At 67.3% G+C, this 15,658-nt stretch carries 13 protein-coding genes; 8 read left to right on the top strand and 5 right to left on the bottom strand.

Features of this window, described 5'->3' with window-relative positions; genetic code table 11:
- Positions 1 to 110 precede the first annotated feature (110 nt).
- From CJ179_RS14505 to CJ179_RS14495, 3 genes are all read left to right on the top strand, one after another.
- Positions 111 to 1,496: an LLM class flavin-dependent oxidoreductase gene (locus tag CJ179_RS14505; RefSeq protein ID WP_095862031.1), complete on the top strand. Its 1,386-nt coding sequence runs from the start codon at positions 111 to 113 to the stop codon at positions 1,494 to 1,496.
- A 25-nt stretch (positions 1,497 to 1,521) separates the two neighbouring features.
- A complete protein-coding gene (locus CJ179_RS14500; protein ID WP_095862030.1) occupies positions 1,522 to 2,316 on the top strand; it encodes a 2-keto-4-pentenoate hydratase in 795 nt (264 codons plus the stop codon).
- A gap of 229 nt (positions 2,317 to 2,545) precedes the next feature.
- Positions 2,546 to 2,842 (top strand): WhiB family transcriptional regulator, encoded by a 297-nt coding sequence (locus CJ179_RS14495; protein ID WP_095862029.1) that lies wholly within the window; start codon positions 2,546 to 2,548, stop codon positions 2,840 to 2,842.
- A gap of 130 nt (positions 2,843 to 2,972) precedes the next feature.
- Here CJ179_RS14495 and CJ179_RS14490 read toward each other — a convergent pair whose 3' ends face one another.
- The 4 genes from CJ179_RS14490 to CJ179_RS14475 all read right to left on the bottom strand — a co-directional run bounded on the left by CJ179_RS14490 (position 2,973) and on the right by CJ179_RS14475 (position 7,727).
- A complete protein-coding gene (locus CJ179_RS14490; protein ID WP_095862028.1) occupies positions 2,973 to 4,148 on the bottom strand; it encodes an NADP-dependent malic enzyme in 1,176 nt (391 codons plus the stop codon).
- A gap of 43 nt (positions 4,149 to 4,191) precedes the next feature.
- Positions 4,192 to 4,914: an SDR family NAD(P)-dependent oxidoreductase gene (locus tag CJ179_RS14485; protein WP_095862027.1), complete on the bottom strand. Its 723-nt coding sequence runs from the start codon at positions 4,912 to 4,914 to the stop codon at positions 4,192 to 4,194.
- A 103-nt stretch (positions 4,915 to 5,017) separates the two neighbouring features.
- Positions 5,018 to 6,268, bottom strand: coding sequence for a bifunctional 3,4-dihydroxy-2-butanone-4-phosphate synthase/GTP cyclohydrolase II (locus CJ179_RS14480; RefSeq protein WP_072936890.1), 1,251 nt, complete (start codon positions 6,266 to 6,268; stop codon positions 5,018 to 5,020).
- 121 nt (positions 6,269 to 6,389) lie between these two features.
- Positions 6,390 to 7,727, bottom strand: coding sequence for an MFS transporter (locus CJ179_RS14475; RefSeq protein WP_095862026.1), 1,338 nt, complete (start codon positions 7,725 to 7,727; stop codon positions 6,390 to 6,392).
- Positions 7,728 to 8,288: 561 nt separating this feature from the next.
- Between CJ179_RS14475 and CJ179_RS14470 the strand changes: the two genes are divergently transcribed.
- From CJ179_RS14470 to CJ179_RS14450, 5 genes are all read left to right on the top strand, one after another.
- Positions 8,289 to 9,644, top strand: coding sequence for an NAD(P)/FAD-dependent oxidoreductase (locus tag CJ179_RS14470; RefSeq protein WP_095862025.1), 1,356 nt, complete (start codon positions 8,289 to 8,291; stop codon positions 9,642 to 9,644).
- 12 nt (positions 9,645 to 9,656) lie between these two features.
- Entirely contained in the window at positions 9,657 to 10,157 is a 501-nt protein-coding gene (locus tag CJ179_RS14465; protein ID WP_072936887.1) for a flavin reductase family protein, read from the top strand.
- 46 nt (positions 10,158 to 10,203) lie between these two features.
- Positions 10,204 to 11,307, top strand: coding sequence for a mandelate racemase/muconate lactonizing enzyme family protein (locus CJ179_RS14460; RefSeq protein WP_095862024.1), 1,104 nt, complete (start codon positions 10,204 to 10,206; stop codon positions 11,305 to 11,307).
- Positions 11,308 to 11,384: 77 nt separating this feature from the next.
- Entirely contained in the window at positions 11,385 to 12,914 is a 1,530-nt protein-coding gene (locus CJ179_RS14455; protein ID WP_095862023.1) for an aldehyde dehydrogenase (NADP(+)), read from the top strand.
- A 141-nt stretch (positions 12,915 to 13,055) separates the two neighbouring features.
- Positions 13,056 to 13,859 (top strand): IclR family transcriptional regulator, encoded by an 804-nt coding sequence (locus CJ179_RS14450; protein WP_095862022.1) that lies wholly within the window; start codon positions 13,056 to 13,058, stop codon positions 13,857 to 13,859.
- Positions 13,860 to 13,942: 83 nt separating this feature from the next.
- Here CJ179_RS14450 and CJ179_RS14445 read toward each other — a convergent pair whose 3' ends face one another.
- Positions 13,943 to 15,325 (bottom strand): MFS transporter, encoded by a 1,383-nt coding sequence (locus tag CJ179_RS14445; protein ID WP_095862021.1) that lies wholly within the window; start codon positions 15,323 to 15,325, stop codon positions 13,943 to 13,945.
- Positions 15,326 to 15,658 lie beyond the last annotated feature (333 nt).

Genomic DNA, 15,658 nt, shown 5'->3' with positions numbered 1-15,658 from the left:
TTCCGGGGGGCACTTCTTGCGAAATGCACTATTGACGCCCACTCATTCCACCTCTTACAGTGTTGTTCAACACATGAACTACGTGTTCAAAAAGTGAACGGAGATAGACAATGGCGTCTCAGCGCATGCGGATCTTTGCCTTCGACTACCAGGGCCCGGCGCACCTGTCGGCCGGCCTGTGGCGGCACCCGAAGGATCAGGGCGCGAACTACAAGAACCTCGCCTACTGGACCGAGTACGCCAAGCTGCTCGAACAGGCCCGGTTCGACGGCATCTTCTTCGCCGACAACGTCGGCTACCACGACATCTACGAGGGCAACGCCGACGCGGCCCTCGCCGATGCCGCGCAGATCCCCGCGCAGGATCCGTTCATGGCCGTCTCCGCGATGGCGGCGGTGACGAAGAACCTCGGATTCGGGTTGACCGGGTCGACCTCCTACGAGCACCCGTACGCGCTGGCCCGCAAGTTCAGCACCCTCGACCACCTCACCGACGGCCGGGTCGGCTGGAACCTGGTGACCTCCTACTCCGACAGCGCAGCCCGCAATCTCGGTACCGGGCAGCAGGTTCCGCACGACGAGCGGTACGACATGGCCGCCGAGTACCTCGAGGTCTGCTACAAGCTGTGGGAGGGATCCTGGGACGACGACGCGGTCGTCCGGGACGCCGAGCGTGGCGTGTACATCGATCCGAGCCGCGTGCACAACATCGAGCACAAGGGTAAGTACTTCTCCGTTCCCGGCTTCGCCCTGTGCGAGCCGTCCCCGCAGCGCACCCCGGTGATCTTCCAGGCCGGCGGTTCGTCCAAGGGCCGCGCCCTCGCCGCCGCCAGCGCCGAGGCGGTGTTCGTCAACGCCGTGTCCATCCCGGCGCTGAAGAAGCAGGTCGACAGCCTGCGCAGCCTCGCCGCCGAGGCCGGCCGCGACCCGGCCAACGTGCACGTCCTGCAGATGCTCAACGTCGTCTGCGCACCGACCGACGAAGAAGCCCACGCGAAGTACGAGAGCTACCGCAAGCTCGTGAGCTACACCGGGGCGATGGCCCGCTACAGCGGCTGGACCGGATTGGACATGTCGCAGTTCGACCCCGACGTGCCCCTCAAGCACGTCAAGACCAACGCCGGACAGACCATGGTCGACCTGTTCTCGAAGATGGACCCCGACAAGGAGTGGACCCCGCGCGACATCGCCGAATTCGTCGGTATCGGCGGCACCGGCCCCACCATCGTCGGCTCCCCCACCACCGTGGCCGACGAGCTGACCCGGTGGATGAACGAGACCGGTATCGCCGGCTACAACCTCGCCAACGCCATCAAGTACCAGGACATCGCCGACTTCATCGAACTCGTCGTCCCCGAACTGCAGCGCCGCGGCACCATGTGGAGCGAATACGAAGGCTCCACCCTGCGCGAAAAGCTCTACGGCCCCGGCGCCGTCCGGCTCCGCGACGATCACCCCGGTCTCCGCTTCGGCAACCGCACCGTCGACGCCGTCTGACCCCACCGACCCGACAAGGACACCCATGCAGACCACCGAACTCCACGACGTCGCGACCACCCTGCGTACGGCACGCGTGAACGGGGCACCGATCACCGCACCGACCAAGACCTGGCCGGCCCTCGACGCCGACTCCGCCTTCGCCGTCCAGCGCATCAACGTCGAACACGCCGTCGCAGGCGGTGACCGCCTGGTCGGATACAAGCTCGGCAACATCGCGAAGGTCATGCAGGAAGCCTTCGGCCTCGGCCAGCCCGACTACGGATTCCTGCTCGCCAGCATCTTCGCATACGAAGGCACCACCCTCGAACGGGAAGACTACATCGAACCGTTCGTCGAACTCGAACCCGCATTCGTGCTGAAGAGCAGTCTGCGCGGGCCCAACATCACGGTCGCCGACGTCATCAACGCCATCGACTACGCCGTGCCCGCCATCGAGATCATCGACTCCCGCGTCCAGGACTGGGCCATCGACCTCCCGGACACGCTGGCCGACAACGGATCCACCGGCGCGGTCATCCTCGGCGGCACTCCCCGCCGCATCACCGACCTGACCCTGCGCGACATGAACGGCTCCCTGCACTTCAACGGGCGCGAGGTCATCACCGGCAACACCCGCAACATCCTCGGCAACCCCCTCGCCGCGGTCGCCTGGCTGGTCAACCGCCTCGCCGCCTACGACGTCGAGTTCCAGGCCGGCCAGGTCATCCTCCCCGGCAGCTGCCTGCAGGCAGTTCCCATGAACCAGGCCGGCCGCTGGGTCGGCGAATTCGAAGGCTTCGGCACCATCGAGTTCGACGTGTCCACCGCGACCAACTGACACCACGAAAAATCTTCGCGGGGACCATATTCCCTGCGGCAACACGTTCGTTCAGGAATCAGGAGCGCCTTCTTGACTGAACGAACTGCGCGGGTGCCTGACCTGATGTGTCGGCGTCAGGCACCCGCCCTCCACGTGCGCGACGCACCGCCGTACCGGCCACGCTTTGTCCCGGTTACGGCGGTGCGTTTGTCGTAGGAGTACCGAAACGTCGACCCCGGGAAACCGAATGACCATCACCGAGTATCCATCCGACCGTCCGTCCGGCTGGGACTGGCGACATGAGGGATCGTGCCGCGGAACCGACACCGCCACGTTCTTCTCGCCCGACGATCGCGAGCAGCGAACCGTCCGCACACGGCGCGAACGCCGCGCCAAACAGATCTGCCAGGACTGCCCCGTGCTCCGCGAATGCCGAACTCACGCCCTCACCGCCGCGGAACACTACGGCATCTGGGGCGGCATGTCCGAGACCGAACGCGCCCGCCTCGGCCGGCGGCGGCACACCCATCGGTGTGCCCCCTGACCTCCACGGGCACGACGAACACCCCGTCCGAACCTGGGTGCGGGTTCGGACGGGGTGCGGGGGCGGCTCCGCCGCCCGTGCGTGGTTGACGAGGGCAGAGACTCGCTAACCACGCACGGGCGCGAAGCGCCTATCGCGCAGCGGCGGCGACTGCCTCCGCGACAGCGGGGGCGACGCGAGGATCGAGCGGGCTGGGAACGATCCTGTCCACAGCCAGCTCGTCACCGACGACCGAGAGGATCGCCTCGGCGGCGGCGAGTTTCATGCCCTCGGTGATGCGCCGGGCGCCGGCGTCGAGGGCGCCCTTGAACACCCCGGGGAAGGCGAGCACATTGTTGATCTGGTTCGGGAAATCCGAGCGCCCGGTGGCGACGATCGCCGCGTGCCTGCGGGCGACGTCGGGGTGGATCTCCGGGTCCGGGTTCGACAGTGCGAACACGATGGAGTTCTGCGCCATGGTCGCGATCAACTCCTCCGGCACGGTGCCCGCGGACACCCCGAGGAACACGTCCGCGCCGTCGAGGGCCTGGGCGACGCCGCCGCGGCGGGCGGCCGGGTTGGTGCGCGCGGCCAGGTCGACCTTGATCTCGTTGAGGTCGGTGCGGTCGGCCGAGACGATGCCCTTCGAGTCGAGGACCGTCACGTCCGCGATGCCGGCGGCGAGCAGGATGTTCGCGCACGCCACACCGGCGGCGCCGGCACCGGAGATGACCACGCGCAACCCACGGAGGTCCCGGTCCTGGACCTTGACCGCGCCCTTCAGCGCGGCGAGGACGACGATGGCGGTGCCGTGCTGGTCGTCGTGCATGACCGGGCAGTCCAGGGCCTCGATGACGCGCCGTTCGATTTCGAAGCAGCGGGGCGCGGAGATGTCCTCCAAATTCACGGCACCGAAGCTCGGGCGCACCCGGATCAGGGTCTCGACGATCTCGTCGGGGTCCTGGGTGTCGAGGACCAGCGGGATCGAGTTCAGGCCCGCGAAGTTCTTGAACAGGGCCGACTTGCCCTCCATCACCGGAAGAGAGGCACGGGGGCCGATGTCCCCGAGACCGAGGACCGCGGAACCGTCGGAGACGACGACCACCAGGCGACTGGCCCAGGTGTAGCGGTCGGCGAGGGTCTCGTCGGCGGCGATGGCGCGGGAGACCTGCGCCACCCCCGGGGTGTAGGCGATGGACAGATCCCGCTGAGTGTCCAGCGGGGCGGTCAGCTCGACCGAGAGCTTGCCGCCGAGATGGCCGGCGAAGATCTCCTCGTCGGTCAGCTCGACCTTCTGCGGCGTGGTGGATTCGGACACGACAGTCACGGCTTCAACTCCAAAGGTGTTGGACGGAAACGGGGATGGGTTGTCAGTGCACGGCGGCCGGCAGGGCCGCGTGCGCGGTGAGAACCCTGCCGGACCAGCCGCCGTGGTGGACGGGGTCGGCGAGTAGGACGAGTGCGGTGTCGAAATCCGGTGCGCGGCGCTCGTCCGGGTGTTCGAGTGTCGGAAGTTCGTCGACCAAGCGGATGCTGGTGACCTGTACGCGACGGGCGCCGAGGTCGCGCGCCGCCGCGACGGTGAAGGCCTCGATTGCGCCGTCGATCACCTGCCGGGCCAGCGTGGAATCGCCTGTTTCAGTGGCTGATCGGCCAATGCCGACGACGGTGACGATGGATCCCGCCCGGCCGCTTGTGTTCATCGACTGCATCGCCCGCCGCACGGTCGTGAAGACCATGCCGAGGTGAGCGTGGACGAATCGATGCCAGTCGTGGGGATGGATCGTCTCGAGTGACGTGCCGGTGGATTCGGGTCCGGGAATCCAGGCGGCGTGTACGACCGTGTCGACGTGGCCGTGGATGTCTTCGACGGTGGTGAAGAGCCGGTCGACCTCCCGGTCGATGGTGAGATCGGCGACGACGGCGGTCGCGCGGCCACCGCCGCTCGTGATGTCCCGGGCGATCCGTTCGGCCGCCTCCGGAGTGAAACTGTGTGCGACGACGTCGAATCCATGCTCGGCGAGAGTGCGGGCAGCGTGAGCACCCTCCGGGTGTTCGACACCGGTGACCAAGGCCGGCCTGCCGTGTCGCATGGGCGGGGTCTGCGGGTTCAATCGAGGGTCTCGGTGGTCGTCATCGGCATGTCGCCCTTTCGTGTCAGGCCCCGATGCGGGACCGGGTGGGTGACGCGGGGTATCAACCGAGCCGCTGGAGGGTGTGCCCCATGCGGTCGCGTTTGGTTGTCAGATAGGACCGGTTGTAGGCGGTCGGTGAGGACTCGTGTGGGATCTGTTCGGCAACGGTGATGCCGTGGTCGCTCAGGGCCCGGACCTTGTCGGGGTTGTTCGTCATCAGCCGCACTCGGCCGACTCCCAGGTCGTCGAGGATTTCGCAGGCGACGCGGTAGTCGCGGCTGTCGACGGGCAGGCCGAGGCTGACGTTGGCGTCGATGGTGTCGAGGCCCTCGTGTTGCTGGAGTTCGTAGGCGCGCAGTTTGTGCCCCAGGCCGATTCCGCGGCCCTCGTGTCCGCGGAGATAGATCAGGATGCCGGCGCCGGCCTCGGCGATGGCGCTCATGGCGGATCGGAATTGGGGTCCGCAGTCGCAGCGCAGGGAGCCGGCGAGGTCACCGGTGATGCACTCGCTGTGCATCCGGACCAGCGGCGCGTCGGTCGTGGCCACGTCGCCCATCACCAAGGCCAGGTGCTCGACGCCGTCGCCGGGTGCCTGATAGGCCAGCGCGTCGAACGTGCCGACCTCGGTGGGCAGGGTGCTGCGACCGGACCGGAGAACGATGTCCCCGGGGCGTGCGGCACTCTGGCGGAGCGGGGTCACCGTTCCATCCGTGCGTGAGCGCCATGCGCGCAGTTCGGCGATGGAGATCATCGGGATCGAGTGCTGTGCGGCGAGTTGTTCGAGGTCGTCGCGTCGCATCATCTCCCGCCGATCGGGGGTGACGATCTCGCAGAGCAGGGCGGCGCCGCTGAGCCCGGCCATGCGGCACAGATCGACTCCGGCTTCGGTGTGCCCCGGGCGCTCGAGGACGCCGCCGGGCTTGGCGAGCAGCGGCATGACGTGGCCGGGCCGGGCGAGGTCGGCGGGCTGCAGGGCCGGGTCGGCAAGGGCTCGGATGGTGGCGCCGCGATCGCCCGCACTGATTCCCGTGGTCGTGCCGTGCCGGTAGTCGACGCTGACCAGGAAGGCGGTGTTGTGGGCTTCGGTGTTGTCGGGGACCATCAGGTCGAGGCCGAGTGTGTCGGCGCGGGCCTCGTCGATGGCGACGCAGAGAAAGCCGGATGTGTGTTCGAGGAAGAACGCGACCGCATCGGTGCTCGCGTATTCGGCGGCCATGATCAGGTCGCCCTCGTTCTCGCGGTCTTCGTCGTCGACGACGAGGACCATTCCCTTGTTTGCCAGTGCGGTGACCGCGTCCGAGATGGTCGACATGATCGCTGGCTCCTTCCTTGGCGAACACACGGAGTGTGGTGGGACGTTCTGGGGGTCGAGGCGGAGTCGCGGGGCTGACATCGTTGTCGGTCCGGCGACTCCGCGCTCGGGATCGGGGTGGTTACCGTTGGTGTGGAGCGGATGTTTCGCTGAGACTGCGGCCCATCGTTTCCGGGGCGAGGACCTGGGAGACCGACGCGCCGACGACGCAGATGCCGGCCGCGATGAGCATCGTGGTGCCCGCGCCGAGGTTGTGCATCGACCACGGCAGCAGGAACGTACCCAGACCGGCTCCGACGCGACTGAACGCGGTCGCGAAACCGGTTCCCAGGCCGCGGATCTCGGTCGGGAAGATCTCGCCCGGGTAGACACCCGTCAGCGCGGTGCACATGGCGTTGGCGAACGCGAAGACCAGGAAGCCGATGAGCACCAGCACCGGCGGTGCAGAGGTCCAGAGCCCGATCGCGGCCAGGACCGCGGCGCACACCCACTGCTGCGGGATGGTCAGCTTCCGGCGGCCGATCCGTTCGATGAGGATCACCGAGATGACGACACCGGCCAGTGCGAGGCCGTTGATCCCCAGGGCGCCGACGAGTCCGTCGCCGAGACCGTAGTCGGCGAGCACGCTGGCAGCGAACGTCGCGATCGCGAAATACGGTGCCACCACACAGAACCAGAAGACGGAGATGAAGATCGTCGCCCGCCGGTAGGACGGCGAGAACAGCATCCCGAACGTGCCCTTACGGGTCGGTTCGCTGGTGGTGTCGAGGACGTCGGCGGGGTCTTCGAGGTAGGTGTGGGCGATCTCGGTTGCCTCTTCGGTGCGGCCCTTGTTCATCAGCCAACGCGGGGATTCGGGCATACCCAGCCGGGCCAGGAGCAGGATGACGGCGGGCAGGGTGCTCGAGCCGAGCACGATGCGCCAGTCCAGGGACCACACGGCTGTCATCAGGAAGCCGGCGATAAAGGCTGTCATGAATCCGAGGTACCAGGCGACCTCCGAGAAGGCCATCAGCCTGCCGCGCAACCGCCTGGGGGAGAACTCGGCGAGCAGCGGCCAGCCGACGGAGTAGTCGGCGCCGATCGCGATGCCCATCAGCAGCCGGACGAGGAAGAGGTGCCAGGCCGAGTCGACGAAGAATTGCAGGACCGAACCGACAGTGAAGATCAGCAGGTCGATCGTGAACAGCGGCTTGCGGCCGAGTTTGTCGGCGAGCCAGCCGCCGAGGGGGCCGCCGATGAAGATGCCGATCAGCGCGGACGCCCCGATGAGCCCCTCCCAGAACAGCGACATGCCGAGATCGAGGGTGACGGCACCGATGACGGTGCCGATGATGCCGAGGATGTAGCCGTCGATGAACATGCCGCCGGCGATCACACCGGTCAGCTTGACCAGGAAGCGCTTCTTGTCGACCGACTGCTGGTCGATGTCCACGAGTTCGTTGTTTGTGATGGTCATCGGCCCTCCTCGCTCGTGCGCGTCGACGTGGCGATCACGACCGACGACGGTGGGCAATCACCGTGCGCAGGGGCGGATAGGCGGGAAGCAGATGTTCGCACGTGATGTCACAACCTTCGTGAAGTGGTGCACGGCCGCGGAATCCGAGGGATCTCTGGCGACTGCGGGTCGTTGGGATGGGCTCGATCGCTGCAGCTCAGCCACGCTACGTGTTCATTAACTGAACGATGTGGTCAAAAGTGTGACATGGGACTCACGGCGCGTCAAGACCCGCTCCGAAACTCGCGATGGATGCCGACGCGACGCCTCACCATCGACACCAGCGGGCCTCACCTCGCCCTCGGCGTCATCTGCGGGTTCCCGTACCGCGGGGTGAACTCACCCGCACCCGGGCGGGCGCGGTCACGGGATCGATGCTCACACCGCCACTCTTGACAGATTGTGATCTACAGCTCAGGATCATTGTCGATCTATATTGAACAATGCGTTCACAATATGAACAGCAAGCGTTCGCAGGGGTCTGACGCCCTTCCCCTGAGTTCACGGCGGTGAGGAGACACCATGGCGGACAGCGCCCACCAGCATCAGGAAGCCGATGTCGTCGTTGTCGGCGGCGGCATCGCCGGGTTGATCACCGCCCGGGAGCTGTCCCGTACCGGACTGAGCGTGGTCGTGCTCGAGGCGCGCGACCGGCTCGGCGGACGGGTGTGGACCGACCACCGCCTCGGCAGGGACCTCGAGATCGGCGGCACCTGGATGCACTGGGTGCAGCCGCACGTGTGGGCCGAGATCACCCGATACGGACTCTCGGTGACCCGTGGCCCGCGCGCGGAGCAGGCGTACTGGCTCGCCGGCGACCGGGTCCGCACCGGCACGCTCGAGCAGTTCATGGAATTGATCGATCCCGGAATGCGCCGGCTGCTCGCCGACACCATGAACATCGTCCCCCGGCCCGATCTGCCGCCCGCATCACCCGAGTTCGCGAACATCGACCGGTACAGCGTGCAGGACATGCTCGACCGGCTGCAGCTGAGCGAGGACGAATACCAGGCGAACGAGGCGGCCTGGGTCGGGCACTTCAACGGCCCACTCACCGAGGGGGCCTTCACCACCGCGTTGCGATGGACCGCCGCCACCGCGGGTTCGTGGCATCTGATGCACGAGGCGTCCGCGGTCTTCCGCCTCGCCGACGGCACCCAATCGCTGGTGGCGGCGATCGCCGCCGACACCACCGCGGAGCTGCGCACTCGCGCGGAGGTTTCCCACATCGAACACGACACCGAACGTGCTCACGTGCACCTGAGCGACGGACAGGTGATCACGGCGCGTCGAGTGGTACTCACCGTGCCCCAGAACATTCTCGGGGACCTCGCCGTCACGCCACCGCTCAACGACGGCAAACTCGCCGCAAGCAGGGAGAAGGCCGCCTCCCAGGGCGTCAAGTGCTGGATCCGGGTGCGTGGCCCGATCGCCCCGTTCTTCGCGTACTCCTCCGCCGCCCACCCGCTGTCCGTCGTGCGCACCGAATACCTCGGCGACGACGATGCAGTTCTGGTTGCCTTCGGGGCCGACTCGACGCGGCTCGACCCCAACGACCGCGATGCCGTTCAGCGGGCGTTGACCGTCTGGCGGGACGATCTCGATGTCCTCGAGGTGACCGGACACGACTGGATGAGCGACCAGTACTCGCAGGAGACCTGGATGATGCACCGCCCGAACCAGGTCACTCGTTACCTGGGCGCGCAGCAGGCCGCCGAAGGCGTTCTGCACTTCGCGAGCAGTGACATCGCGAATCTGTGGGCCGGATTCATCGACGGCGCCATCGAGAGCGCACTGCGCGCCGCACGGGACATCGCCACCGAACTGCACCCCGACCACTCCTCCTACACCGCTGCCGGGTCCGGCACCACGATCTGACAAGGAGCCACCATGCTTACCTCCACCATCGACCAGGCCCACTACCGCACCGTCATGGGACACCTGCCCACCGGCGTCGTCGCCCTCTCCGGCATCACCCCCGACGCCGAACACCCCTGCGGCCTCGTCGTCGGCACCTTCCAATCACTGTCCCTGGACCCACCCCTGGTCAGCTTCAGCGTCGCCCACACCTCCACCAGCTGGCCCAAGGTCCGCGCCGCCGGCCGACTCTGCGCCAGCATCCTCGCCGCCGGCCAGGAACCGATCTGCCGCGCCCTCTCCAGCAAACAACCCAACAAATTCGCCGACATCGACTGGACCCTGTCCCAGACCGGATCACCCCGAATCACCGGAGCCCACGCCTACGTCGACTGCGAAATCACCCACGAACTCGACGGCGGCGACCACACCATCGTCATCGCCCGCATCCTGCACATGGACACCGGACACGGCGAACCCCTCGTCTTCCACCAAGGCCGACTCGGCGGAATCCGGCAACTCACCGCCGCCTGACCCACAACTGGATACGCCTGACCGAGCCCACGAAAGAGGTAAAGCGTTGCGCATCGCCGAGATTCACGTGTATCAGATGGATCTGCCGTTCAGCGGCAAGGCCTACCGGATGTCCGAGGGCTCCTACACCGCCCTGGACTCGACGATCGTGCAGATCGTGTCCGATGCGGGTGTCTCCGGGTGGGGTGAGACGTGCCCGGTCGGCCCGACGTATGCGCCGGAGCACGCCCTGGGCGCGCGGGCGGCACTGAACCAGATGTCGGCGGGCCTGATCGGCATGCCGGTGACGGGTCCGCTGGCCGTGCGCCGCGCACTGGACCGGCTCCTCAACGGACACAACTACGCCAAAGCCGCGATCGACATCGCGATTCACGACCTGATCGGCAAGACTCACGGAATCCGCTTGTGCGACATGCTGGGTGGCGCGACCACCGATCGGGTGGACTCCTATTACGCGCTGTCCATCGGCGAGCCGGACGACGTCGCCCGGACCGCCGTCGAGAAGATCGCCGAGGGGTATCCGCGGCTGCAGATCAAGGTGGGCGGACGGCCGGTCGAGATCGACATCGAGACCGTTCGCAAGGTGTGGGAAGCAACCGGATGCACCCGCCTGTCCCTGGATGCCAACCGCGGACTGTATGCGCGCGACGTCCTGCGAATCGGCCGGGAGTGCGCCGACATTCCCTTCGTCTTCGAGCAGCCCTGCAACACGATGGAGGAGATCGCCGCGATTCGCGGCCAACTGCACCACGCGGTCTACCTCGACGAGAACACCGAGGATCTCGGCGACGTGCTCCGAGCGATCTCGCTCGGCGTATGCGACGGATTCGGACTGAAGGTCACGCGACTGGGCGGTCTCGGTACCCTCGCGACCGTGAGGGATCTCTGCGAGGCACGTTCCATGCCCCACACGTGCGACGACTCCTGGGGAGGGGACATCATCGCGGCCGCGTGTGCCCACATCGGCTCGACGGTTCAGCCGCGCCTGCTCGAGGGCGTGTGGATTGCCGAGCCCTACATGGACATTCACTACGACTCGGACAACCCGGTCCGGATCGAAGGGGGGCGCATCCGGGTACCGACCGGCCCCGGTCTCGGCGTCGTCCCCGACGAAGGCGTCTTCGGCGAGCCGGTCGCATCCTTCGAATAGACAACCGCGAGCCCGACCCCCACACCCCGGCTGCGCCGCACCCGGCGCGAGCCTCTCCGAAAAGGATCCCGCACTTCATGACTGACACCACGCATTCGATCGAACCGGACACCACCGACGCACAACTCGACCGCCTCCTCGACTCCGCGGCCGCCGCCGCACCGCTCTGGGAGGACCGCACCCCCCACGACCGCGCCGCTGTACTCGTCGCGATCGCCGACGCCCTCGAGGCGCACGCCGACGGGCTGGTCGCCGAAGCCATCATCGAAACCGGGCTTCCCCAGGCCAGATTGAGCGGGGAACTGAACCGGACCTGCGTGCAGTTGCGGATGTTCGCCGAGGAACTGATCGACGGCACCTTCCTCGACGTGATCATCGACCGCGCAGATCCCGACTTCGTCCTCGGCGCCCGCCCGGACCTGCGCCGGTACCAGATCCCCGTGGGCCCGGTCCTGGTCTTCGCCGCCAGCAACTTCCCCTTCGCGTTCTCCGTCGCCGGCACCGACACCGCCTCCGCGCTGGCCGCCGGCTGCCCGGTGGTGCTCAAGGCCCATCCCGGCCATCCCCGCACCTCCGCCGCCACCGCCGACGTCGTCGCCGGGGCACTGTCCGCCGCCGGCGCCCCCGACGGCACGTTCGCCCTGATCAGCGGTTTCCGGGCCGGCACCCGCGCCCTCGAGGACCCGCGGATCGCCGCAGCCGCCTTCACCGGGTCCGTCGCCGGTGGCCGCGCCCTGTTCGACATCGCCGCCGCCCGCCCCAACCCGATCCCCTTCTTCGGTGAACTCGGCAGCGTCAACCCGGCCGTCGTCACCGCCGGTGCCCTCGACGAGCGCGCCGAGGCGATCGCGTCCGGATTCGTCGGCTCGTTCACCCTCGGCGCCGGACAGTTCTGCACCAAGCCCGGCATCCTGCTGGTGCCTGCCGGATCACCGATCACCGAGCAGATCACCACCCTCGCCCAGCAGGTGCCCGCGGCGCGGATGCTCACCGCGAAGATCGCCGAGGGCTACCACCACCGGATCGAGGAGGCCGCCGCAGCACCCGGCGTCGAGGTCCTCGTCAAGGGCACCGCATCGACCGGCGAGAGCGGAGTCCCCGAGGTCACCCCGACACTGCTGCGCACCACCGCCGAACAGCTGGTCGCCCAGGCCGACACCCTGCTCGAGGAGAGCTTCGGCCCCGCCGCGATCATCGCCGAATACGGCACCGAAGACGAGGTGAACCGCGTCCTGAACGGTGTCGACGGCACCCTCACCGTCACCGTCCACACCCGCACCGAACCCACCCCCGACGAACGCGAGCAACTCCGCAGCCTCACCCGGATCGCCGCCACCCGCGCCGGCCGACTGGTGTTCAACGGCTGGCCGACCGGCGTCGCCGTCACCCCCGCCCAGCACCACGGCGGCCCCTACCCCGCCACCACCGCGGTCTCGCACACCTCGGTGGGCACCACCGCGATCCGCCGATTCCTGCGCCCGGTCACCTACCAGGACGCCCCGGAGGTGCTCCTGCCCGCACCGATCCAGGAGCGCAATCCCCTCGCGATCCCCCGCACGGTCAACTCCGCCGGCCAATCGTCCACCTGGGGCCGCGCCCAGTCCTGACAATCCAGGAGCGCGGTGTGCGCTCGACAGTTCCCACACTCTGCCGCCCCAGCGTTCACTATATGAACGCTGGGGCGGTAGAGTGGTCGTGCAAGCGCGTATCCGAGGATGTGGTGCGCACCGACACGACGAAGGGGTGGCATGAGCGAAGTACCCGAACCGACGGAGATGACGAACAAGTCGGTGACCAAAGCGGTTCGGCTGCTACGGGAGTTGGCCGCGCACCCGCGCACCGGTGCCACCGTGACCACGCTCGCGAAGGGGGTCGGGATCTCCCGGCCCACCGCGTTCCGTCTGCTCTACAGTCTCGAACGCACCGGGCTCGTCGACCGGATCGACAACAACTACATCCTCGGATGGGAAATGGCCCGGCTCGGGCGGCGCGCCGACCCGTACGCCGGCCTGGTCGCTCGCGCCCAACCGCTGCTGCAGGAGTTGGCCGACAAGTTCAACGAATCGGTGACCCTGTCGGTGCCGAATTCGCACGACGGCCTGGACCTCATCGCCGAGGCCGCCGGCTCGCACGTGGTCGGGATCATGAGCCGCATGTCGACCCACATGGTCGGCCAGCAATATCCGCTGCATGCCAGCTCCACCGGCAAGGTACTGCTCGCCGAGATGCCGCTGGACAAGGTGCTCGCGCTGCTGCCCGAGAAGCTCGAGGCGTACACGTCCCACACCATCACCGACCGTGCCGTTCTGCTCCGGGAACTCGACCAGGTCCGCGAGCAAGGGTTCGGCATCATCGACAACGAACTCGAAGAGGAACTGATTTCACTGTCCCGGCCGGTGCGGGATACCTCGGGCAGTCTGGTGGCGATCCTGACGCTCAACAGCCCCCGCTACCGCTTCGGGCGCGACCGCATCCCCGAAGCGCTCCAGCAGATGCAGGCCATCGTCGAGCGCCTCGTCGAGGTGTTCTGGCAGGACGCGGCAGGCGAATAGTCCCGCCCGACGGCCACACCGCGTGAAGCACCGGGAACCGGAGCCCTGGTACGGACTCCGGTTCCCGGTGCTGTGGCTATCGGTCAGGTTCGAACGGGCCGACCGCCGCGCGGGGCCGAGGTTTCACTGAGGTTGCGGCCCATCGTTTCCGGGGCGAGGACCTGGGAAACCGCGGCACCGACGATGCAGATGCCCGCGGCGATGACCATCGTCACCCCACTTCCGAGGTTGTGCATCGACCACGGCAGCAGGAACGTGCCCAGACCCGCACCGACCCGGCTGAACGCGGTCGCGAAACCCGTACCGAGGCCGCGGATCTCGGTCGGGAAGATCTCACCCGGGTAGACCCCGGTCAGGGCGGTGGACATGGCGTTGGCGAACGCGAACACCAGGAAGCAGATCAAGACCACCGCGGGCGGGGCGGACGACCACAATCCGATGATCAGCAAGACCACAGCGCAGACCCACTGCTGCGGGATGGTCAGCTTCCGGCGGCCGACGCGTTCGATGAGCAGGACCGAGACCATGACACCGACCAGGGCGAGGCCGTTGACTCCGATGGCGCCGACGAGTCCGTCGCCGAGCCCGTAGCCCTCCAGCACGCTGGCTGCGAACGTGGCGATCGCGAAATACGGTGCCACCGCACAGAACCAGAAGATCGAGATGAAGATCGTCGCCCGCCGGTAGGCCGGGGAGAACAGCATCCCGAACGTGCCCGAGCGGGTGCCCTCGTTGGCGATGTCGACGACATCGGACGGGTCCTCGAGGTAAGCGTGGGCGATCTCGGTGGCCTCTTCGGTGCGGCCCTTGTTCATCAGCCAGCGCGGTGACTCGGGCATACCCAGCCGGGCCAGGAACAGGATCACCGCCGGAACGGTGCTCGAGCCGAGCACGATGCGCCAGTCGAGGGACCACACGGTGGTCATCACGTAACCGATGACGAAGGCGAACATGAAGCCGACGTACCAGGCGACCTCACAGTAGGCCAGCAGCTTGCCGCGCAGCCTCCGCGGTGCGAATTCGGAAAGCAGTGGCCAACCGACCGAGTAGTCGGCGCCGATCGCGATGCCCATCAGCAACCGGACGACGAACAGTTGCCAGGCCGAGTCCACGAAGAACTGCAGGACGGATCCGAGGATGAAAATCGCCAGGTCGATCGCGAACAGTGGCTTGCGGCCCAGTTTGTCGGCCAGCCAGCCCCCCAGCGGGCCGCCGAGGAAGATACCGATGAGCGCGGAGGCGCCGATGAGCCCCTCCCAGTACAGCGACATATTCAGGTCGAGGGTGATGGCACCGATGACGGTGCCGACGATGCCGAGGATGTAGCCGTCGATGAACATGCCACCGGCGATCACACCGGTCAGCTTGACCAGGAAGCGCTTCTTGTCGACCGGACCTTGATCGGCCTTCGTGCCGACGGGTCCGTCCTCATACTCTCCGACGGAATCCGTGTTGGTAATCGTCACCAGGTCACTCCTTGCTGGTGCGCGTCGACATGACAGCCGACGTGGACGGTGCGAATGCCGTCCGGGGCGGGGAAAGGCGGGGATGAAGTGTGCACGCGTGCCGGCGGTAGCAGTTCGACCACCAACATCACATTCGTTCAATAAGTGAACGTCACGCTCAAAATTGTGACATGGACCTCATGGGCCGTCAAGACCCCGTCTCGTCACAGCCGCGACCACCCGCGCCGACCCCGGGGCGGGCGCCGGGCCGACGAGGTATCACACGGCGGGCGCTCGACCGGATAGCGCACCTCAGGTACCGATTTCGACAGAAATGCACACGGGGCGCGCCCG

It is taken from the genome of Rhodococcus sp. ACS1 (assembly GCF_002300155.1).
GTDB classification, from domain to species: domain Bacteria; phylum Actinomycetota; class Actinomycetes; order Mycobacteriales; family Mycobacteriaceae; genus Rhodococcus_F; species Rhodococcus_F koreensis.
This window is presented reverse-complemented; position numbering and strand designations above follow the sequence as displayed.

What these genes read in the sequence shown, in the direction of transcription:
- CJ179_RS14505 (WP_095862031.1), top strand. Translation starts at nt 111, where the DNA reads ATGGCGTCTCAGCGCATGCGGATCTTTGCCTTCGACTACCAGGGCCCG.
- CJ179_RS14500 (WP_095862030.1), top strand. Translation starts at nt 1,522, where the DNA reads ATGCAGACCACCGAACTCCACGACGTCGCGACCACCCTGCGTACGGCA.
- CJ179_RS14495 (WP_095862029.1), top strand. Translation starts at nt 2,546, where the DNA reads ATGACCATCACCGAGTATCCATCCGACCGTCCGTCCGGCTGGGACTGG.
- CJ179_RS14485 (WP_095862027.1), bottom strand. Translation starts at nt 4,914, where the DNA reads ATGCGACACGGCAGGCCGGCCTTGGTCACCGGTGTCGAACACCCGGAG.
- CJ179_RS14480 (WP_072936890.1), bottom strand. Translation starts at nt 6,268, where the DNA reads ATGTCGACCATCTCGGACGCGGTCACCGCACTGGCAAACAAGGGAATG.
- CJ179_RS14475 (WP_095862026.1), bottom strand. Translation starts at nt 7,727, where the DNA reads ATGACCATCACAAACAACGAACTCGTGGACATCGACCAGCAGTCGGTC.
- CJ179_RS14470 (WP_095862025.1), top strand. Translation starts at nt 8,289, where the DNA reads ATGGCGGACAGCGCCCACCAGCATCAGGAAGCCGATGTCGTCGTTGTC.
- CJ179_RS14465 (WP_072936887.1), top strand. Translation starts at nt 9,657, where the DNA reads ATGCTTACCTCCACCATCGACCAGGCCCACTACCGCACCGTCATGGGA.
- CJ179_RS14455 (WP_095862023.1), top strand. Translation starts at nt 11,385, where the DNA reads ATGACTGACACCACGCATTCGATCGAACCGGACACCACCGACGCACAA.
- CJ179_RS14450 (WP_095862022.1), top strand. Translation starts at nt 13,056, where the DNA reads ATGAGCGAAGTACCCGAACCGACGGAGATGACGAACAAGTCGGTGACC.